This is a genomic window from Geodermatophilus dictyosporus, assembly GCF_900115505.1.
GTDB lineage: Bacteria > Actinomycetota > Actinomycetes > Mycobacteriales > Geodermatophilaceae > Geodermatophilus > Geodermatophilus dictyosporus.
In genome coordinates this window covers 366,368-386,024 of sequence record NZ_FOWQ01000002.1, presented here as the reverse complement: position 1 = coordinate 386,024, position 19,657 = coordinate 366,368, and the positions used below count along the sequence as shown (strand labels likewise).

The 19,657-nt window shown below is 75.3% G+C and carries 19 protein-coding genes; 12 read left to right on the top strand and 7 right to left on the bottom strand.

All coding sequences use genetic code 11. The features are described from left to right. From BMZ33_RS05405 to glfT1, 5 genes are all read left to right on the top strand, one after another. Window positions 1-471 (top strand): LGFP repeat-containing protein (locus BMZ33_RS05405; protein ID WP_425283682.1); only part of this gene is annotated, 471 nt, incomplete at its 5' end. A 373-nt stretch (window positions 472-844) separates the two neighbouring features. Further along, on the top strand, window positions 845-2,323 hold the full coding sequence (locus BMZ33_RS05400) for a hypothetical protein (RefSeq protein ID WP_136697198.1): 1,479 nt from the start codon (window positions 845-847) through the stop codon (window positions 2,321-2,323). Window positions 2,324-2,518: 195 nt separating this feature from the next. Further along, on the top strand, window positions 2,519-3,352 hold the full coding sequence (wzm, locus tag BMZ33_RS05395; RefSeq protein WP_091108532.1) for a galactan export ABC transporter permease subunit Wzm/RfbD: 834 nt from the start codon (window positions 2,519-2,521) through the stop codon (window positions 3,350-3,352). A gap of 2 nt (window positions 3,353-3,354) precedes the next feature. Next, a complete protein-coding gene (gene wzt, locus BMZ33_RS05390; protein ID WP_169063927.1) occupies window positions 3,355-4,131 on the top strand; it encodes a galactan export ABC transporter ATP-binding subunit Wzt/RfbE in 777 nt (258 codons plus the stop codon). Continuing rightward, the gene (gene glfT1, locus BMZ33_RS05385; RefSeq protein WP_091108531.1) at window positions 4,128-5,036 is read left to right on the top strand and encodes a galactofuranosyltransferase GlfT1; all 909 of its coding nucleotides are present in this window, start codon (window positions 4,128-4,130) and stop codon (window positions 5,034-5,036) included. The genes wzt and glfT1 overlap by 4 nt, the downstream gene beginning before the upstream one ends. A 109-nt stretch (window positions 5,037-5,145) precedes the next feature. Here glfT1 and BMZ33_RS05380 read toward each other — a convergent pair whose 3' ends face one another. Both BMZ33_RS05380 and glf read right to left on the bottom strand, forming a co-directional pair. Further along, window positions 5,146-7,104: a glycosyltransferase gene (locus BMZ33_RS05380; RefSeq protein WP_091108530.1), complete on the bottom strand. Its 1,959-nt coding sequence runs from the start codon at window positions 7,102-7,104 to the stop codon at window positions 5,146-5,148. 19 nt (window positions 7,105-7,123) lie between these two features. Then, on the bottom strand, window positions 7,124-8,311 hold the full coding sequence (glf, locus tag BMZ33_RS05375) for a UDP-galactopyranose mutase (RefSeq protein ID WP_091108529.1): 1,188 nt from the start codon (window positions 8,309-8,311) through the stop codon (window positions 7,124-7,126). Window positions 8,312-8,470: 159 nt separating this feature from the next. On the opposite strand from glf, the gene BMZ33_RS05370 reads away from it, so the two are divergent. The 4 genes from BMZ33_RS05370 to BMZ33_RS05355 all read left to right on the top strand — a co-directional run bounded on the left by BMZ33_RS05370 (window position 8,471) and on the right by BMZ33_RS05355 (window position 12,395). Further along, window positions 8,471-9,421: a glycosyltransferase family 2 protein gene (locus BMZ33_RS05370; protein ID WP_091108528.1), complete on the top strand. Its 951-nt coding sequence runs from the start codon at window positions 8,471-8,473 to the stop codon at window positions 9,419-9,421. Beyond that, window positions 9,418-10,515: a mannose-1-phosphate guanylyltransferase gene (locus BMZ33_RS05365; RefSeq protein ID WP_091108527.1), complete on the top strand. Its 1,098-nt coding sequence runs from the start codon at window positions 9,418-9,420 to the stop codon at window positions 10,513-10,515. Before BMZ33_RS05370 ends, BMZ33_RS05365 begins: the two co-directional genes overlap by 4 nt. An 85-nt stretch (window positions 10,516-10,600) precedes the next feature. Next, window positions 10,601-11,371: an SDR family NAD(P)-dependent oxidoreductase gene (locus tag BMZ33_RS05360; protein WP_091108526.1), complete on the top strand. Its 771-nt coding sequence runs from the start codon at window positions 10,601-10,603 to the stop codon at window positions 11,369-11,371. A 43-nt stretch (window positions 11,372-11,414) separates the two neighbouring features. Then, entirely contained in the window at window positions 11,415-12,395 is a 981-nt protein-coding gene (locus BMZ33_RS05355) for a DNA-3-methyladenine glycosylase family protein (RefSeq protein WP_169063926.1), read from the top strand. Window positions 12,396-12,399: 4 nt separating this feature from the next. On the opposite strand, the gene BMZ33_RS05350 is transcribed toward BMZ33_RS05355, so the two are convergent. The 4 genes from BMZ33_RS05350 to cofD form a co-directional block, all read right to left on the bottom strand. Continuing rightward, window positions 12,400-12,915 (bottom strand): DUF732 domain-containing protein, encoded by a 516-nt coding sequence (locus tag BMZ33_RS05350; RefSeq protein ID WP_091108525.1) that lies wholly within the window; start codon window positions 12,913-12,915, stop codon window positions 12,400-12,402. Window positions 12,916-13,086: 171 nt separating this feature from the next. Beyond that, window positions 13,087-13,953, bottom strand: coding sequence for a glucose-1-phosphate thymidylyltransferase RfbA (gene rfbA / locus BMZ33_RS05345; RefSeq protein ID WP_091108524.1), 867 nt, complete (start codon window positions 13,951-13,953; stop codon window positions 13,087-13,089). A 29-nt stretch (window positions 13,954-13,982) separates the two neighbouring features. Beyond that, window positions 13,983-15,035 carry a coenzyme F420-0:L-glutamate ligase gene (locus tag BMZ33_RS05340; RefSeq protein ID WP_091108523.1) on the bottom strand — a complete coding sequence of 351 codons (1,053 nt, stop codon included), beginning with the start codon at window positions 15,033-15,035 and terminating at the stop codon, window positions 13,983-13,985. Continuing rightward, window positions 15,028-15,987 (bottom strand): 2-phospho-L-lactate transferase, encoded by a 960-nt coding sequence (gene cofD / locus BMZ33_RS05335; RefSeq protein ID WP_244524238.1) that lies wholly within the window; start codon window positions 15,985-15,987, stop codon window positions 15,028-15,030. The genes BMZ33_RS05340 and cofD overlap by 8 nt, the downstream gene beginning before the upstream one ends. A gap of 317 nt (window positions 15,988-16,304) precedes the next feature. On the opposite strand from cofD, the gene BMZ33_RS05330 reads away from it, so the two are divergent. After that, window positions 16,305-16,556, top strand: a complete 252-nt coding sequence (locus tag BMZ33_RS05330; protein WP_211202820.1) for a WhiB family transcriptional regulator — start codon at window positions 16,305-16,307, stop codon at window positions 16,554-16,556. A gap of 174 nt (window positions 16,557-16,730) precedes the next feature. Continuing rightward, the gene (locus BMZ33_RS05325; RefSeq protein WP_169063925.1) at window positions 16,731-17,633 is read left to right on the top strand and encodes a hypothetical protein; all 903 of its coding nucleotides are present in this window, start codon (window positions 16,731-16,733) and stop codon (window positions 17,631-17,633) included. On the opposite strand, the gene BMZ33_RS05320 is transcribed toward BMZ33_RS05325, so the two are convergent. Further along, window positions 17,608-18,639: a hypothetical protein gene (locus tag BMZ33_RS05320; protein ID WP_136697197.1), complete on the bottom strand. Its 1,032-nt coding sequence runs from the start codon at window positions 18,637-18,639 to the stop codon at window positions 17,608-17,610. The genes BMZ33_RS05325 and BMZ33_RS05320 overlap by 26 nt on opposite strands. Before the next feature lie 73 nt (window positions 18,640-18,712). Here BMZ33_RS05320 and BMZ33_RS05315 point away from each other — a divergent pair, with 73 nt between their 5' ends. Further along, complete coding sequence (locus tag BMZ33_RS05315; RefSeq protein ID WP_136697196.1) at window positions 18,713-19,630, top strand: hypothetical protein; 918 nt, start codon at window positions 18,713-18,715, stop codon at window positions 19,628-19,630. Window positions 19,631-19,657: the final 27 nt, after the last annotated feature.

The window sequence follows — 19,657 nt, the reverse complement described above, 5'->3', positions numbered from 1 at the left end:
GGCGTGAAGGTGGTGCGGGGGGAGATCCTGAAGGCCTACCGGGCTGCCGGGGGTCCCGGGTCGCTGGGCTATCCGACGGTGGACGAGGGGCCGACGGCCGACGGCCGGGGAGTGGTCACCAGCTTCCAGGTCGGGGACATCTTCTGGACCCCGCGGACCGGGGCGCACGTGGTGCGCGGAGAGATCCGGGCCGCCTACCGGCGGGCGGGTGCCTCGGGTGGCTACCTGGGCTTCCCGATCACCAGTGACCAGGTGACGCCTGACGGCCAGGGGCGCACGACCTCCTTCGCGGGGGGCACGATCTACTGGTCGGCCGCGACCGGTGCCCACGTGCTGAGGACGGAGCTGAACACCGCCTACCTGGCCACCGGCGGGACGACCGGGACGCTGGGCTACCCCGTGTCCGACACCTCCGTCGTCGCGGGCCAGCAGCGGGCCGACTTCCAGCACGGGACGCTCAGCGCGCCCTGACGAGGGGCTCGCGGGACCGACGGGACGGGCGTGGCCAGCGATCCCCGTCGGTCCCGCGAGCCGTGTCGGGTCTCCGGCGCACGCAGGTAGCGTGGCTCGCCGTGGCACGTGCCCGGCCGGCCGGACCGAGCACGTGCGCGGCCCCGGCGGCCCTGTCCCGTGGGTGGGAGCACGCGGACCCCGCCCACGAGCGGGAGGGCACCCGACCTGGTTCCGCGAGGCGGCCCCTCGAGGGACCTCCCCTCCAGCTCGAACACACGGACGGTAGACACCTGTGATCAGGACCAAGACGGCTGAACCGGACGGGTCCTCCCCGACCACAGCGGTGGAGGCGGCGGGGCCGCGGACGCTCGACGTCCGGACCCACGCGCTCGTGACCGTCGCGCTCGTGTACCTCGGCCTGCCCGTCCTCCTCCTCGCGGTGTACCTGCACACCCCGGTGGTGTGGGCCGCCGCGGTGCTCCTCGTGGTCGCACTGGTCTTCGCCGCCTCGAGCCGGCACTCCCCGGACCGCTCCGAGACGCCTCGCGGTTCGATCAGCCTCCGCTGGAGCCAGGTGGCCGCCATCGTCGTGCTGGCCCTCGCCCTGGCGACCGTCGGAGGAGCTGCGGGGATCGTCGACCCGCCCTGGGACTGGAACAAGCACAACGCCCTGCTCCACGACCTGACGACGATGCCGTGGCCGGTCGCCTACGAGGGCCTGGCGAACGCGTCCCTGGTCTACAGCTTCGGCCTCCACCTGCCCGCTGCGGCGGTGGGCAAGGTGGCCGGCGGGTCCGTCGTCGTCGCCCATGCCGCCCTCCTCCTGTGGATCGCCCTCGGTTTCGCGGTGCTGCTGACGCTCCTCAGCGGCTTCTTCGACAGGGGACGACGAGCGCTGTGGGCGGCCGTCGTGCTGGTGGCGTTCGGTGGGGCCGACCTGCTGGGTGCCGTGGCCGTCTCCGGCGATGCCGTCCCCAGCGAGTGGTGGATGATGTCGGACGACGTCGTCCTGCAGTACAGCGGCAACGTCACGGCGCTGTGCTGGGTGCCCCAGCACGCCATCCCGTCGTGGCTCATCGGCGTGCTGTTCGTCCGCGCCTGGCCCCAGGGGCAGTGGCGGGAGGGCCGCGCCCTGCTGTTCGCCGTCGGCCTGTCGGCGCTGTGGTCGCCGTTCGCCGCGATGGGGGGCGCGGTGCTCCTGGGGGCGTTGCTCCTCAGGTTCGCCGTACAGCGCGTGCCGCTGCGCTGGCGGTCCCTCTGGGTGGAGGTGTGTCTCGGGTCCGCCGTGCTCCCGGTCGCGCTCTTCCTGAGCCTCACCGGCGGTGGGCAGGAGCTGTCGACGACGGGGATCGGCGTGCAGGGATACGTCCTCTTCCTCGCCGTGGAGATCGGTCTCTGGGTGGTCATGGCCCTCTTCGCGGGCCGCTACAGGGCGGCGCTCGTGCCCGTGCTCCTCGTCCTGCTCGTGCTGCCGTTCCTCAGGCTCGGCGAGTACAACGACCTCGCGATGCGGGCGTCGTTGCCTGCCCTCATGGCGCTCAACGTGCTGGCCTGGGTCGGTGCGGTCCGAGGGACGGCACCGCCGAACAGGCCGGTCGGCCGGATCGCGCTGACCGTGGTCAGCATCGCGGCCGTGGCCCTGTCGGTGCCGACCTGGTCCTCGGAGTTCGACCGTGTGGTGGGGCAGCCGCCTGCCTACGAGCAGCCCTGGGACGAGACGGTCCCCGCGTTCCTCGAACGCCTGAACAGCAGCCCGTCCATCTGGGCCCAGTACCTGGTGTGCCCCCAGGGTCCCGCTGCGCGGCTGCTGGCCCTGGAGGCGTGCCGGGGAACCGTGGACGCCCCTGCCCCGGGTGAGCCGCAGCCGTGACCGCTGTCGATGCTGCACGCGGCGACGTGCCCGCTCGGGTGGGCGAGCGGCCGGGGCCGGACTCCGGGCGCGGGACGCTCACCGTTCCCTGACCGCGGTGCCGGCGAGGTCGACGGGACCCGTGTGACGAATCGGTCCCGTCGGCCTCGCGAGCCGGAACCAGGGCCCCCTGGCGCGCAGGTAGCGTGACTCCACGTGGCAGTGGCACATCCGGTAGGGCGGACGTTCACCGCGGCCCTCGCCGACCTCAGGCGCGGCTGGGAGCAGCGCCAGCTGTGGGGGCACCTCGGCTGGCAGGACATCCGGCAGCGCTACCGCCGCTCGGTCCTCGGGCCGGTGTGGATCTCGATCAGCATGGCGGTGACCGCCGTCGCGCTCGGTGTCCTCTACTCGGGCCTGTTCGACGTCGAGCTGTCCCGCCTGCTGCCGCACGTCCTCGTGGGCTTCATCGTCTGGAACTTCGTCAGCGGCTGCATCAACGAGGGCTCCGAGGTCTTCATCGCCAACGAGGGCCTCATCAAGCACCTGCCCTCGCCGCTGTCGGTGCACGTCTACCGCCTGGTGTGGCGGCAGGTGCTGTTCTTCGTGCACAACCTGCTCGTCTACGTGGTCATGCTGCTGGTCTTCCCGCAGCCGCTGACGTGGACGGTCGTCTACGCGGTCCCGGCCTTCGCCCTGCTGGCGCTCAACGGCGCGTGGGTGGCGCTGGCGGTCGGCACCATCACGGCGCGGTTCCGCGACATCCTGCCGATCACGCAGAGCGTCGTGCAGCTCGCCTTCTTCCTGACGCCGATCGTCTGGATCTACGACGAGCTCGTGAACAGCCCCAACCCCGCCATCGCCGAGCGGGCGCGGCTGGCCGAGTTCAACCCCTTCCTGCACTTCATCGAGATCATCCGCAGGCCGCTCCTGGGCCAGGACCAGGTGTGGCGGCACTGGGTGGTCGTCCTCGCCATCACGGTGGTCGGCTGGGCGCTCACGATGGTCGTGCTGCGCCGCTACCGGTCCCGCGTCTCCTACTGGGTGTGAGCGTGAGCAACGACAGCACGGCGAGCCCGAGCAGCCCCATCGGCATCGTCACCAAGGACGCGTGCGTCGACTTCCCGATCTTCGACGCCAAGAGCCGGTCGCTGAAGAAGACCGTCGTCAACCTGGTGGGCGGCAACGTCGACAGCAGCCGCAAGGTCCCGGTCATCGAGGCGCTGCGGGACATCACCGTGTCCCTCGAGCACGGCGCCCGGGTCGGCCTGGTCGGCCACAACGGCGCCGGCAAGTCCACCCTCCTGCGCCTGCTGTCGGGCATCTACGAGCCCACCCGCGGCATCGCCGAGGTGCGCGGCCGGGTGGCCCCGGTGTTCGACCTCGGCGTCGGCATGGACCCCGAGATCTCCGGGCTCGAGAACATCATGATCCGCGGCCTGTTCCTCGGGATGACCCGGAAGCAGATGCAGGAGCGGGTCGACGACATCGCCGACTTCACCGAGCTCGGCGACTTCCTGCACATGCCGCTGCGCACCTACTCCACCGGCATGCGGGTGCGCCTGGCCCTGGGCGTCGTGACCAGCATCGACCCGGAGATCCTGCTGCTCGACGAGGGCATCGGCGCCGTCGACGCCGCCTTCCTCGAGAAGTCCAAGCAGCGGCTGGTGGCGCTGGTCGAGCGCTCGGGGCTGCTGGTGTTCGCCTCGCACTCCGACGAGTTCCTCCGCGAGCTGTGCGACACCGCCATCTGGATGGAGCACGGCCGGATCAAGCAGCAGGGCGTGCTCGACGACGTGCTGCGGGCCTACAAGGGCCTCCCGGCGTGACGGCGACCGCTCCCGCGGCCGGGGAGCGCATCGTCGCCGTCGTCGTCACCCGGCACCGGCAGGAGCTGCTGGCGCACAGCCTGGCCGCGCTCGCCGCGCAGACCCGACCGGTCGACCACGTCGTCGTCGTCGACAACGGCCCGGACCGGTCGGCCGCCGACGTCGTCACGGCCAGCGGGCTGCCGGCCACCCACCTGCCCAGCGCGCGCAACCTCGGCGGGGCCGGCGGCTTCGCCTACGGCATGCTGCACGCCCTGGCGATCGGCGCGGACTGGGTCTGGTGCGCCGACGACGACGGCCGCCCGGCCGACGAGACCGTGCTCGCCACCCTCCTCGACGCCGCGCAGCGGCACGGGCTGGCCGAGGTCAGCCCCCTCGTCACCGACATGGCCGACCCCGACCGGCTGGCCTTCCCGCTGCGGCGGGGCCTGCGCTGGCGGCGCCGGCGCAGCGACTTCGCCGGCCTGGACCTGCTGCCGCGCTACGCCTCGCTGTTCAACGGCGCGCTCTTCCGGGCCGAGGCGCTCGACGTCGTCGGCGTCCCGGACTACCGGCTGTTCTTCCGCGGCGACGAGACCGAGGTGCACCGCCGGCTGCTGCGCGCCGGGCTGCCCTTCGGGACCTGCCCGCAGGCGGCCTACCTGCACCCGGAGGGGACGACGGAGTTCGCGCCCATCCTCGGCGGGCGGCTCTCCGCGCAGTACCCGGCCGACGAGGTCAAGCGGTACTTCACCTACCGCAACCGCGGCTACCTGATGGCCCAGCCGGGCATGCGCTGGCTGCGGCCGCTGGAGACGGTCCGCTTCGGCTGGTTCTTCCTCGTCTCCCGCCGCGACCCCGCCGGCTGGCGGCAGTGGCGGCAGCTGACCCGCGCCGGCCGCCGGGAGCGCCTGGCCCGTCCCTGAGCGACGACCCCGTCCTCCCCACCCCTCGCACCCTCGGGACGGGGTCGACCGGACGACGGGAGGGCCCCGACCGGAGATCCGGCCGGGGCCCTCGTCGTACCGGGCGTCCTCAGACGCGCTGGTAGCCCCACTCCTCGAAGGCCTCGCCCCAGCGGTCCATCGACGTCAGCTCGCCGGCCGCGGCCTGGTAGCGCCGCTGCAGGTCCGGGAACTCCTGCGACATCCGGCGCAGCAGCTGCGCCGACGTCGTCACCAGCCGGCGGAAGGTCGCCGGGTCACGGCGCCGGAAGGTGACCCCGCGGCCGTCGGCGGTGCCCACGGTGGCGCTGTCGAGCCGGGAGAGCAGGAACCAGCGCGCGTCCTGGAAGGCCAGGTTCAGCTGCGGGGTGTCCAGGTTCTCCGGCGCGACCGGGCGGGCGTTGTGCACCAGCGCGCTGACCAGCGTCTTGCCGATCGACAGCGGGTTGACCGGGATGCGGCGGAAGCGCACCGCCTTGGCCGTCGGCATCGAGGGCAGCGGCAGGTCGGACGAGGAGGGCAGCACCTGGCCGTCGGCGTGCGTGGCGCGCACCTCGCGGGCGCGCACCACCGACTGCGGCATGTCGCGGAACAGCGACTCCGGGCCGGCGAGGAAGTCGCGGTAGGCCAGGTGGTGCAGCTCGACGGTCGAGTACTGCAGGTTGATGAGGAACCGCAGGTCGGCCTTGAGCATCTCGCGGAACAGCTTGCCGCCGTGCCGGTGCGGCGAGTGCAGCGCCGCGGCGACCAGCCGGTTGCGGATGTGGTAGTAGGCCTGCCAGTCGCTGGCGTCGTCCTTGTCGCCCCAGGAGAGGTGCCAGATGGCGGTGCCCGGCAGCGACGCGGTCGGGAAGCCGGCGGCGAAGGCGCGCAGGCCGTACTCGGCGTCGTCCCACTTGATGAACACCGGCAGCGGCATGCCGATCGCGTCGACGACGGTGCGGGGGATCAGGCACATCCACCAGCCGTTGTAGTCGACGTCGATGCGGCGGTGCAGGTCCGGCGACTCGCGCAGCGACTCCTTGCCGAAGTCGTGGTGGTACTCGGTGTTGGGCGCGTTGGTCCAGAAGAACGTCTCGCGGTCGACGATCTCGCCCATGCTGTGCAGCACCGAGCGGTTCTGCAGCGCCAGCATCTGCCCGCCCACCAGGATCGGGTTCTTGGCGTACGCGGCGAAGGCGCGCGCCCGCAGCAGGCTGTCGGGCTCGATCATGATGTCGTCGTCGAGCAGCACCACGTGGGTGGCGTCGCTGCGGGTGAACGCCTCGTGGATGGTGCGCGCGAAGCCGCCGCTGCCGCCGAGGTTGGGCTGCTCGACCACCCGCAGCCGGTCGCCCAGCGCGGCCTTGACCTCGGTGTAGCCGGCGGCGTCGCGGACGTGGTTGTTGCCCTGGTCGGCGATGGTGACCAGCGCCAGCCGCTCGAGCACCGCGGGGTCGTCGGCCAGCGCGCGGGCGGCGGCCAGCGCGTCGACGGGACGGTTGTACGTGCAGATGCCGACGGCCAGCCGGGGCTCCTCGGCGGGCGCCTGGGGGGCGTACCAGCCGGCCTCGCGGACCACCGTGTCGCTCTCGGCGGTGACGTCGAACCAGTACCAGCCGCCGTCGATGAACGGCGCCAGGTCCAGCTCGAGCTCGATGGTCTGCTCGTCGCCCTGGTGCGAGACGCCGGTGACGTGCATCGACTCGCCGTCGGCCTTGGAGCGGTGGACGTCGACCCGGCAGGTCCCGGAGACGGTCACCCGCAGGACGACCGAGCCCAGCACGCTCCACCGGCGCCAGTAGCTGGCGGGGAAGGCGTTGAAGTACGTGGCGAAGGAGACCTCGGACCCGGCCGCGATGAGGCCGGAGTGCCGCCCGTCCTGCCGGACGCGGATCGGGGCGTTCTCCTCGTCGAGGTAGAGGCTGCGGACCTTGAGGGGGTCGGCGGGCCGCGGCATGAGGACCCGCTGGACGAGCGTGACGGCCTTGTCGGGGACCAGGTCGGTCTCGGCCGGTTCGCTGACGGTGTCCGGGTTGACCGGTGCGTCGGCCACCTGCTGTGTGGTCATGGGAGGTCAGTCCTCGCTGTCAATCCTCGAGGCGGCCGTCGAGCGAGCCACCCTCGTCGAAGAACGGCCGGATGCGGTTGTCGAACATGGAGAGCGCGGAACCGATGGCCATGTGCATGTCCAGGTACTTGTAGGTACCCAGCCGGCCGCCGAACAGCACCCGCTTCTCCGCGGCCTCCTGCTTGGCCAGCTCGCGGTAGCGCTCGAGCTTCGCCCGGTCCTCGGGCGTGTTGATCGGGTAGTACGGCTCGTCGCCGGTCTCGGCGAAGCGCGAGTACTCCCGGACGACGACGGTCCTGTCGGCCGGGTAGTCCCGCTCCGGGTGGAAGTGCCGGAACTCGTGGATCCGGGTGAAGGGCACGTCCTCGTCGGCGTAGTTCATCACCGAGGTGCCCTGGAAGTCGCCGATCGGCAGCACCTCGGTCTCGAAGTCCAGGGTGCGCCAGCCCAGCGCGCCGGCCTCGTAGCCGAAGTACTTGTCGATCGGGCCGGTGAACACCGTCGGCACGTCGGCGGGCAGCTGGTCGCGGACGTCGAACCAGTCGGTCGACAGCCGCACCTCGATGTTCGGGTGGTCGGCCATCTCCTGCAGCCACGCGGTGTACCCGCCGACCGGCAGGCCCTCGTAGGTGTCGTTGAAGTACCGGTTGTCGAAGGTGTAGCGCACCGGCAGGCGGGCGATGACCGCGGCGGGCAGCTCGGTGGGGTCGGTCTGCCACTGCTTCTTGGTGTAGCCGCGGATGAACGCCTCGTAGAGGGGGCGGCCGATCAGCGAGATCGCCTTCTCCTCGAGGTTCTGCGCCTCGGCGGTGTCGATCTCGCCGGCCTGCTCGGCCACCAGGGCCCGGGCCTCGGAGGGGGAGAAGCTCTTGTCGAAGTACTGGCAGATGGTGGCCAGGTTGATCGGCAGCGAGTACGTCTTGCCCGCGTAGATCGAGTAGACCTTGTGCTGGTACTTCGTGAACTCGGTGAACTGGTTGACGTACTGCCAGACCCGCTCGTTGGACGTGTGGAACAGGTGGGCGCCGTACCGGTGGATCTCGATCCCGGTCTCGGGCTCCGGCTCGGAGTAGGCGTTGCCCCCGATGTGGTCGCGGCGGTCGAGGACGAGCACGCGCTTGTCCAGCTGGCTGGCCACCCGTTCGGCGACGGTCAGGCCGAAGAAGCCGGAGCCGACGACGACGAGGTCAGGACGGGCTGAGGTCACGCCTGGCGACTGTACCGGCGCGGCTGGTGCGGCTCGGGCTCCCGCGGGACTCCTGGGGCGCATCGTGACGGGACCGTCCCCCTCGTCCCAGCGGCCCCACCCGCCCCGCCCTCCCGCCGTCCGCGCCCGCCTCCCGGGCCTGCCTCCTAGAGTCGGCCCGTGCCCTGCCCCCCTCCCGACCGGCCGTTGCGCGTGGTGGCGGTGACCTACTCGCCCGGCGAGGCCCTCGAGGGGTTCGTGACCTCCCTCGCCGAGGCCACCACCCGCCCGGTCGAGGTCGTGCTCGCCGACAACGGCTCCACCGACGGCGTCCCCGAGGACGTCGCCGCCCGCCACGGCCACGTGCGGCTGCTGCGCACCGGCGGCAACGTCGGCTACGGCGCGGCGGTCAACGCCGGCCTGGCCGGGGTGACGGAGGGGTACGCCCTCGTGGCCAACCCCGACGTCCGCTTCGAGCCCGGCTCGCTCGACGAGCTGCTCGCCGTCGCCGGCCGCTGGCCGCGCGCGGCCACCGTCGGGCCGGCCATCCGCACGCCGGAGGGCGAGCTCTACCCGTCGGCGCGCGACCTGCCGCGGCTGTCGACCGGCGCCGGGCACGCGCTGCTGGGCTGGGCGTGGCCGGCCAACCCCTGGACGGCGCGCTACCGCCGCGAGCGCGAGGCGCCGCGCGAGCGCACCGCCGGCTGGCTGTCGGGCTCCTGCTTCCTCGTCGACCTCGAGGCGTTCTGGTCGGTCGGCGGCTTCGACCCGGGCTACTTCATGTACTTCGAGGACGTCGACCTCGCCGAGCGGCTCGGCCGGGCCGGCTGGCTGCACGTGTACGCACCCACGGCGGTCGTGGTGCACGAGGGCGGGCACGCCACCCGGCGCGAGCCGCACCGCATGGCGCGGGTGCACCACACCAGCGCGCTGCGCTACCTGTCCGGCCAGCACCCCGGCCGGCGCAACGCCCCGCTGCGGGGTGCCCTGCGGGCCGGTCTCGGCGCCCGGATGCTGGTCTCCTACGTCAGCGGCCGGGTGGCCGCCGGTGCCCGGTTCCAGCGCCGCGCCGACGACGTCGGCCGGTCGGCCCGCGGCCGGGCCCGGACCCGACAGGAGGCGTCGGCATGAGGCACGCGGTCGTCATGGCCGGCGGCTCGGGCACGCGGCTGTGGCCGCTGTCGCGCGCCGCCCGGCCCAAGCAGCTGCTCGACGTGGTCAGCAGCGGGGACGGCGGCGCGCACAGCCTGCTCGCCGAGGCGTTCGCGCGGCTGGAGGCCGTGCTGCCCGCCGAGCGGATCTGGGTGTGCACCGCCGCGCGCTACGGCGACCAGGTGCAGGCGGCCCTGCCGCGGCTGCGGCCCGACCGGCTGGTGCTCGAGCCGGTCGCCCGCGACACCGCCAACGCCGTCGGGCTGGCCGCCGCGCTGGTGGCCGAGGCCGACCCCGACGCCGAGCTGGCCGTCGTCAGCGCCGACCACGTGATCCGGCCGGTGGAGCGGTTCGCGGCGGCACTGGGCACCGCCTACGACGCGCTGGCCACCCGCCCGCGGGCGCTGGTCACCCTCGGCATCCGGCCCACCGCGCCGGCCACCGGCTTCGGCTACGTGCGCCGCGGCGCGCCCACGGGGGTGCCCGGGGTGGCCGAGGCGGCGGCGTTCAAGGAGAAGCCCGACCGCGCCACCGCCGAGGGCTACCTGGCCTCCGGCGAGTACCTGTGGAACTCCGGGATGTTCGTCTGGCGGGCGCGCACCGTGCTCGACGCGCTGGCCGAGCACCTGCCGGCCAGCGCCGAGGGGCTCGACCGGGTGGTCGCCGCACCGGCCGGGCCGCAGCGCGACGCCGTCCTCGCCGAGGTCTTCCCGACCCTGCCGAAGACCAGCGTCGACTACGCCGTGCTGGAGCCCGCCGCCACCGAGCCGGGTCGGGTGCTGGTCGCCGACCTCGACGTCGACTGGCTCGACGTGGGCTCGTGGCCGGCCCTCGCGCAGACCCTCGCCACCGAGGGCGGCAACGCCGTCGCCGGCCTCGCGGTGACCCTCGACAGCGCGGGCAACATCGTCTTCAGCGACGACCCGGAGCACGTGGTGGCCCTCGTCGGCGTCCGCGACAGCGTCGTCGTCGCCACCGCCGACGTCACGATGGTGTGCCCGGTGGCCGACGCCGAGCGGGTCAAGGCCCTGCTCGCGGCCGTCGAGGAGAGGTTCGGTGGCCGGTACAGCTAGGGGAGGACCTCCCTGCCCCCCGCCACTCGCAGGCTCGCGGCGGGACCCTGCAGGGAGGCCGCACCCCCGGGATACCTTGCCGGGCATGCAGAGCTTCGACGTCGCAGCTGTCGTGTCCGGCGGGGCCTCCGGCCTCGGGGAGGCCACCACCCGCGCGCTGGCCGCGCGCGGGGCGGCGGTCACGATCGTGGACCTCAACGAGGAGCGCGGGAACGCGCTGGCCGCCGAGCTGGGCGGGCACGCGACCTTCGTGCGGACCGACGTGACCGACGAGTCGCAGGTGGCCGCCGCGGTCGCCGACGCCACCGGCAAGGACCGGCCGCTGCGCATCGCGGTCAACTGCGCGGGCATCGGCTGGGCGCAGCGCACCGTGGGCAAGGGCAACACCGCGCACGACCTCGACCCGTTCCTGCGCACCGTCATGGTCAACCTGGTCGGCACCTTCAACGTGCTGCGCCTGGCCGCCGCCGCGATGGCCGCCACGGAGCCCGAGGAGGACGGCGAGCGCGGCGTCGTCGTCAACACCGCCTCGATCGCGGCGTTCGACGGGCAGATCGGTCAGGTGGCCTACGCCGCCTCCAAGGGCGGCATCGTCGGCCTGACGCTGCCCGCCGCCCGCGACCTGTCCAGCGTCGGCGTGCGGGTGTGCACGATCGCCCCCGGCCTGGTCGACACCCCGCTGCTGGGCAGCCTGCCGGAGGAGGCCCGCGCCGCGCTGGCGGGCGGCATCCCGTTCCCCAAGCGGCTGGGCCGCCCCGACGACTTCGCCCGGCTGGCGCTGGCCATCGTCGAGCACGGCTACCTCAACGGCGAGACCATCCGCATGGACGGCGCCCTGCGCATGGCCCCGCGCTGACGCGCGGGCTGCTCCTCTCTCTCCCTCTTCCCCGGAGACCCGCGTGACCACCTCCCTGCCGGCCCGGACCCCGCCGGCACCCGCACCGCCACCCGCACCCCCGCCCGTCCTCGACGGGGCCGACTTCACCGACTGCTGGCGGCCGGGCTGGCGCGTCGACCTGCCGGCGGTGCTGCGTCCGCACCAGCGCAGCGCCGGCGACCCGGCGATGCAGTGGGACGGCGACGCCGTGTGGCGCACCACCACCACGCCGTGCGGGCCGGCGACGGTGCGCATCGCCTGCCGCGGCGGCGAGGTGCACGTGCAGGCGTGGGGGCCGGGCGCGGAGTGGGCCGGGACGGCCGTGCCCGGCTGGCTCGGCGCCGACGACTGCCCGGACGGGTTCGACCCGGACTGCCACCGGCTGGTCGGCGCGATCGCCCGGCGCACCCTCGACCTGCGGCTGGGCCGCACCGGCCGCACCTGGGACGCCCTGGTGCCGGCGGTGCTCGAGCAGAAGGTGACCGTCGTCGAGGCGCACCGGGTGTGGCGGGCGCTGCTGCGGCTGGCCGGCGACCCCGCGCCCGGACCGGCACCCGCGGGCATGCGGGTGCTGCCCTCGCCGCGCCGGCTGCGCGAGATCACCGACTGGGAGTGGCACCGCTGCGGCCTCGACGGCGCGCGGCGGCGGGCGCTGCTGCACGTCGCGTCGGTGGCGCACGCACTGGAGCCCGACGAGGGCTGCGACTCGCCGACGCTGCAGCGCAGGCTGCGCACGGTGCCCGGCATCGGTGTGTGGACGGCGGCAGAGGTCGTCCAGCGCACCCACGGCTGCCCGGACACCGTCAGCTACGGCGACTACCACCTGAAGAACCTCGTCGGCTGGTCGCTGGCCGGCCGCAGGACCGACGACGACGGGATGATGGAGCTGCTCGAGCCCTGGCGGGGGCACCGGCAGCGGGTGGTGCGGCTGCTGCGCGTCGGCGGGAGCATGCCGCCGCGCCGCGGTCCGCGGACCGCGCCGACGGACCACCGCCGCATCTGAGCACTCACCCGAGCCGCAGGTCGATCGCCTGCACGACGAGGGGGTGCTGGTCGGGGCAGTAGACGGTGGTCGCCAGGTCGAGGAACTCCCAGGAGGGCGCCTCGTCGAGCGCGAACTCGCCCTCCTGCAGCGACGTCGCCGCCGCCTCGAGCGTCGCGTCGGTCGGATCGGCACGGACGGTGGCGCACACCTGCTCGGCGGCCGCCGGGAGCGCGTCGACCGGCACCACCCGGTCGTGCCCGCGGTCGCGGGCGGCCAGCGCCAGGAACGCGGCGCGCAGGTCGGCGTCGGACATCGCCGGCGGGGTCGGTGGCGACGTGGTCGGTGCGGGTGGCGGGGGCGTCGTGCCGGCTGCCGGCGACGGGGTGGTGGTCGCTGCGGGCTCGCCACCGGCGCCGTCGGGGCGCAGCAGCTCGACCACCGCCCAGGCCAGGAGGCCGAGGACCAGCAGGAGTGCGACCGCCACGGCGCGGCGGCCCGCCGTCCAGGCGGCGCGGGGCACCTCGTGGGCTCCGGGCATCGTGCTCCGCCCCCCTCGGGACCTCGGGTCGGGTGCGGGGCAGCGTAGGGGCGGTGGGCGCTCCCGGCGAGGGGGCCGCTCGACGGCGTCCTCCCCGGGAGCGCGTCCTACCGACGGTGGGCGGTGGGGGAGGACGCGCGACGATCAGGTCACCTGATCCCCGCGGGCCCCTCAGCGGCCGTCGAGGAGGCCGAGCAGGTAGTCGCCGTAGCCGCTCCTGCCCAGGGGCTCGGCGGCCCGGCGCAGCCCGTCGTCGTCGAGCCAGCCCTGCCGCCAGGCGACCTCCTCGATGCAGCCGATCTTGAGCCCCTGCCGCTCCTCGACCACCGAGACGAACTCCGTGGCCTGGCGCAGCGAGGAGAACGTCCCGGTGTCCAGCCACGCCGTGCCCCGGTCCAGGACGGTCACGGTCAGCCGGCCCTGCCGCAGGTAGTGCTCGTTGACGGCGGTGATCTCCAGCTCGCCCCGGGCGCTGGGCCCGATCCCGCGGGCCACCTCGACCACCGACGACTCGTAGAAGTACAGCCCGGGCACGGCGTAGGAGCTCTTCGGTACCGCCGGCTTCTCCTCGATCGACAGGACCCGCCCCGCGCCGTCGAACTCCACGACGCCGTAGTCCTGCGGGTTGGCGACGTGGTAGGCGAACACGTGCCCGCCGTCGGGGTCGGGCAGCCGGCCCAGGGCGGTCCCGAGGCCGGCGCCGTAGAAGATGTTGTCGCCCAGCACCAGGGCCACCGACTCGTCGCCGACGAAACCCGCCCCGATGAGGAAGGCCTGCGCCAGGCCCTCGGGCCGCTCCTGGACGGCGTACTCGATGCGCATCCCGAGCCGCTCACCGTCGCCGAGCAGCGCGCGGAAGGCCGCCTGGTCGCCGGGGGTGGTGATCACCAGCACCTCGCGGACGCCGGCCATCATCAGGGTCGAGAGCGGGTAGTAGACCATCGGCTTGTCGTAGACGGGCATCAGCTGCTTGCTGACCGCCTGCGTGATGGGGAACAGGCGGCTGCCCGTGCCCCCGGCCAGGATGATCCCCCGCATGTCCGGCGACGCTAGCGACTGCGCGGCCGTCAGACCCGCGGCGAGCCCAGCCACAGCCTCCCGACGAGTGACGACCCGCCCGGCGTGCCGACCGGCTCCCAGCGGGTGGCCCAGCCCTCCGCGTGCAGCTGCACCAGCACCGCGCCGACCAGCGCGCCGAGGTTGAGCGCCGTCGTCGTGGTGACCCGCTCGTACAGGTGGACGTCGACGACGCCGTCGCCCTCCCCGCCGTGCCGCAGCACCACCGGGAACTCCGGCAGCGCCGCGCTGGCCACGCGGAAGGCCTCGGCCACCGCCTCGCGGTCGCCCGGCCGCGGCACCAGGTCGGCCACCGGCACCCGGCTGGCCACCAGGTCGCGGCTGCCGTAGGGGAACAGGTCGCCGGGGCCCAGCCGCACCAGCGGCCGCGTGCCGTCGTCGGCCCTCGGCGCGGTGAAGGACAGCCCCCGGACGACGGCGACCGGCACGCCGTCGAGCTTGCCCTTGACCAGGTCGGCGGCCGAGGCGAGCTCGTCGACGACGGCGACCTGGGTGGTCTCCAGCCGGTTGCCGTGGGCGTCGACGGCGCCGCGGTGGTCGGTCAGCGCGGCGATGCCCGCGGAGCCGACCGCGACGTCGGTGAGCCCCTCGCGCCAGGTGCGGCCGAAGGTGTCGCTGACGACCACCGCCACCTCGACGCCGAGCAGCTCGTGCAGCCGGGCGCGCAGCCCCCGCGCCGAGGCGTCGGCGTCCTCGGGCAGCAGCACGAGGGAGTCGCCGGGCACGTTGGAGGCGTCGATGCCGGCGGCGGCCACCACCCAGCCCTGGCGGGTCTCCACGATCCTCAGCGGGCCGCGGCGGGCCACGACCCGCACGGTCTCCGCGTCGATGGCCCGCTGGCGCACGGCCTCGTGGTCGGCGCCGGGCGGCACGGGGACCACCCGGCCCTCCACCTTCGAGACCACCTTGGAGGTGACGACGACGACGTCGCCGTCGGCCAGCCAGGGCGCGGCCCCGGCGACCGCGCCGGCCAGGTCGTCGCCGGGGGCGAACTCCGGCAGTCCCGCGACCGGGAGGACCCGGATGCCCGCCGGCTCAGACACCGGCGGCGTCCAGTGCGGCGCGGGCCATCGCGGCGGTGGCCCCGGGCGAGCTCATCAGCAGCGGCACGGCGCGGACGTCGACTCCGGGGACCTGCGCGGGGTCGTCCTCGTGCACCAGCCACGCGTCGAGCAGGCCGCCGGCGGAGCGGGCGCCGTAGTGCCGGCCGACGCCCTCGGCGCTGACCTCGACGCCGAGCACCGGCAGGCAGCGGTCGGCCATGCCGCGCACCACCGCGCCACCGATGATCGGGGAGATCCCCACCACGCGGCCCGGGGTTGCGCGCAGCGCGTCGCGCAGACCCGGCACGCCGAGGATCGTGCCGATCGACACGACCGGGTTCGACGGCGCCAGGACGACGGCGTCGGCGCGGGCCAGCGCCTCGGCCACGCCGGGCGCCGGGCGGGCGCGCTCGGCGCCGACCTGCACGAAGGCGTGCGGCGCGGGCTCGGCGCGGTGGCGCACCCACCACTCCTGGAAGTGGATCGCCCCGCGGCGGCCGGTGTCGGGGTCGTCGACGACGACGTGGGTCTCCACCCGCTGGTCGCTCATCGGCAGCACGGTCACGCCCGGCTGCCAGCGGTCGGCCAGCGCGGCGGTGACGTCGGAGAGGGGGTAGCCGGCGTCGAGCATGCGGGTGCGCACCAGGTGGGTGGCGAGGTCGCGGTCGCCGAGGCCGAACCAGGTGGGCTCCGCGCCGTAGGCGGCCAGCTCCTCCTTGACCGTCCACGTCTCGCCGGCCCGGCCCCAGCCGCGCCCGGGGTCGATGGCGCCGCCGAGGGTGTAGACGACGGTGTCGAGGTCGGGGCAGACGCGCAGCCCGTGCAGGGTCACGTCGTCGCCGGTGTTCACCACCGCGGTGACCGACGACGGCGGCGCGACGTCCCGGAGACCGGTGAGGAACCGGGCCCCTCCGACACCTCCGGCGAGGACGACGATCTCCACGAAACTCATCGTGCCCGATGGGCAGTTGTCCACTGTTCGCCGGGCGTGTCGAGTACCTGCACGAGATGTGACGAACGAGGTGGGACGCCTGGGGCGCGTGTGGTCAACCGCTTACACCGGGCGAAGTTGACGCTCAGGCAACGACACGCGTGTAATTCCGACCGGTGCGAGGCGCGGGGGGACGCCCGGGGGAGACCCGGGGACCTGGCCTCCGACGACGACAGCGAAGGGGACGCATCGTCATGGCAGAGGTCTCGTGGCTGAGTGACTACATCGGCTCGACGGAGCGGGGCGGACGCAGCGCCGACCGGCCCGACCAGGGTCTGATGGGGGTGCTCGGCATGGCCCTGCAGGACGAGGCCCAGTCGTGGCAGGAGCGCGCGCTGTGCGCCGAGACCGACCCCGAGGCGTTCTTCCCCGAGAAGGGCGGCTCCACCCGCGAGGCGAAGAAGATCTGCACCGGCTGCGAGGTCAAGGCCGAGTGCCTGGAGTACGCCCTCGCCAACGACGAGCGCTTCGGCATCTGGGGCGGGCTCTCCGAGCGGGAGCGCCGCCGCCTGCGCCGCCGCGCGATGTGAGCCAGGCTCCCTCCTCCGGCCCCTCTCGGGGAGCCCGGGAGGGAGCCGGATCGGGCACCGGCACACCGACGTGCGACGTCCCCCCGTCCACTCCCCGCAGCCCCCGACGGCACCGCCGTCGGGGGCTGCGGCGTCCCCAGGGCCGGTTCCCCGGCGCTGTGGTCGGATGGCGTGGTGGCGGGCGGGGACAGGCACACGCGCACGGCACGGGGCCGGGCCGACGTCGCCCGTGAGGTCCGCGCCGCCGTGCCGCTGGCCCGGGCGCTCGCCGCACCGGTCACCGCCGAGGCGCCGTGGCTGACGACCGTGCTGTCCGTGCAGTCGGTGCACCGGCGACCGCGGCTGGTGCCCGTGGCCGTCGTCGTCGGGCCCCGCGGGTCGGGCCGCCCCGACGCGCTGGCGCTGCTGGCGCTGGCGACGACCGGCCCGGTCGTGACCGCCACCGTGCTCGGCGACGGCCTGCCCGCGCCCGGCGGCCGCCCGCCCGCACGGCTGCCGGCCCGGGACGAGGACGCCGCGGACCGGCTCGCGGCCGGCGTCCTCGACCTGCTCGCCTCGCTGCGGCGGCCCTGGCGGCTGCGGCTGGCCGGGCTGCCGCTGGGCGACCCCACCGTGCGGGCGCTGGCCCGGCTGCGGCCCGACGCCCGGGTGGCGAGCGCGCGCACCACCCGCCTGGTCGACGACCTCGACGCCGTGGCCCCCGGCCGGGTCGTGCGCAGCCGGGACGCCCGCGACCTCGACCGCGCGCTACCCGCGCTGCTGGCCGGGGAGCGCGACCGGCGCGCCCGCGACCTGGTGCGCGCCGCCGCCCGGCTGCACGCCGCGCTGGGCCGCGTCGAGGTGGCCACGGTGACCGACGGCGGCCGGCTGCGCGCCGGCCTGCTGACGCTCGTGGACGGTGCGGACCGGCTGCCCTGGTGGGGGCGCTCGGAGCTGGGCGGGCTGACCACCGCCCGTGGCGCACCCGCCGTCGGCGTGACCCTCTCCGGCCGCGGCCGGGCGCTGCGGGCGGTCCTCGACCGGGGCGCGGCCCACCTGCCGGTGGCGCCGCTCAGCCGGCGACGCGGATCCGGCTGAGCGCCGGGTCGGGCAGCGACTCCGCGCGGTCGGTGCCCAGGAACAGTGCCCCCTCGGCGCGCGCCTGCCCGTCGCGCAGCGGCCCGGCCGGCACCACCGTGACGCTCAGCGGGTAGACCCGGCCGGTGTAGGTCGGCGGCGTCCCCGACGGGCGGGTGTAGGTGGGGAAGCGCCCGGTCAGCCGCAGCGCGTCGCCGTCGCGGGTGACCTCCAGCGCCGGCGTCGGGAGGTCGGCGTACTCGACGCCGGCGGGCGTGCAGCCGGCCGCGGCCGGGTCGGCCGGCGCCGTGCCGCCCAGGCAGTTCCAGGTGGGCAGCAGCACGTGCGCCAGCGCCTCGCCCTCACCCACGGTCACGCTCACCGACGGGTAGGCGACGGTCACGCCGACCGCCCGCCGCTCCAGCACCAGCCCGCCGAGCGCCAGCCGCGCGGTCACGCCGTCGTCGCCGAGGGGCACCGACCGCGTGGCCAGCGCGCCCGCGCCCCGCTCGCCGGGCAGCGGGTCGGCGGGGACGGGCGGCAGCTCCGTCGGGGCGGTGGTCGGCGGGGTCGCCGTGGGGGCCGGCGCCCGCGGCTCGGGCGCCGTCGCGTGCGCGCCGGGGAGGGCGTCCCCGCCCCGCGCGACGCCCGCGACCGCGGCGAGCACGGCGACCAGCGCCAGCGCCGCGACGGCCAGCCCGGCCACCGTCCGGCCCGCCGGGTCGGGCCCGGCCGGGCCGGGAGCCGGCACCGGCGGCGGGGGAGGCCCCGGGCCGACGGTCGCCGGCGTGCCGGGGGGCGACTCGAGGAACCCGGGCAGGTCGTCCTGCGCCCAGCGCCGGCCGGCCGGACGGGCCGGGGTCTCGGGCCCGGCGGGCTCGGCCTCGGGCTGGGCCTCGGGCTGGGCCTCGGGCTCGGCGGCGGCCCGCCCGCGCCGGCCCAGCAGCAGGCCGGCGGCCACCGCGCCCAGCGCCAGCAGCGCCACGGCCAGCACGACCCAGGCGGCGACCGGAGCGGGGGAGTCCATCCCCGAGAGCATCGCAGTCCCGCCCGTGCCGGCCCTCCGTGCGACCCGCCGGGGTCCCTGTCACGATCCCCGGGTGGCGGGGAGCGCGTCGGGTGCGGCGGGGACGGCGGTGCGGGAGCGGGTCGCCGCACTGCTCGCCGAGCTCGGGGCCGGCGGCCCGCTGCTCGCGGTCACCGACCTCAGCACCCGCCTCGGCGTCGTCCAGGGGGTGCTCGCCGACGCCGTGCTCGACCTCGCCGTCACCGAGAGCGGGCTGCGCCGGCTGCGCGCCGAGCTGCGGGGCCGGCGCTGGGCCGCCGACCGGCAGGTCGGCGTCCCGGAGGTCCTCGCCACGGCCGAGGACGGCCGCTGGCTGCTGTCCCGGCGGGTGCACCCCGGCCCCTCCGGCGGGCCGCGGTGGACGGCGGTGGCGGTCGAGTCCGCCCTGCGCATCGCGCCCCTGCCGGTCCCCGCGGGGGAGCCGTGGTCCCCGCCCGTCGCACCGGTGCTGCGCCGGGCGCGCGGCACCGTGGGCGACGCGGCCCGCCTGCTGCGCGGCGGGTTGCGGGTCGGCGAGCTGCGGGCGGTGCGGGCGGCCGCGGCACAGCTGCCGCTGTCGGAGGCCGGCCACGGCGACCTGCGCGCCGCCAACGCCGTCGTCGACACCACCGCGGAGGCCACCGGGCCCGACGCGGAGGGGCGGCTGGTGGTCCTCGAGTGGTCGGGCGTGCGGCCCGTGCCCCGTCACCGCGACCTGCTGACGCTGTGGGCCACCACGCCCGACGCCGACGACCGCGGGCGCGTCGCCGACGTCGTCCGGACGCGCACCGCCGGGTGGGAGGAGCCCGACGTCGGCCTGCTGTGGCACGCCGTCGCGCTGGAGCAGCTCGTCGCCCGGCTGACCCGGGCCGACCGCGGCGACGGCCTCGACGCCGCCTTCGCCCGCGCCCGCCTGGAGGAGGCCCGCCGCCTCGCCGCCGCCCTCGGCAGCCCGGTCCGGACAGGCACCTGAACGGCCCCCTCGCAGGGGCCCGCCGCG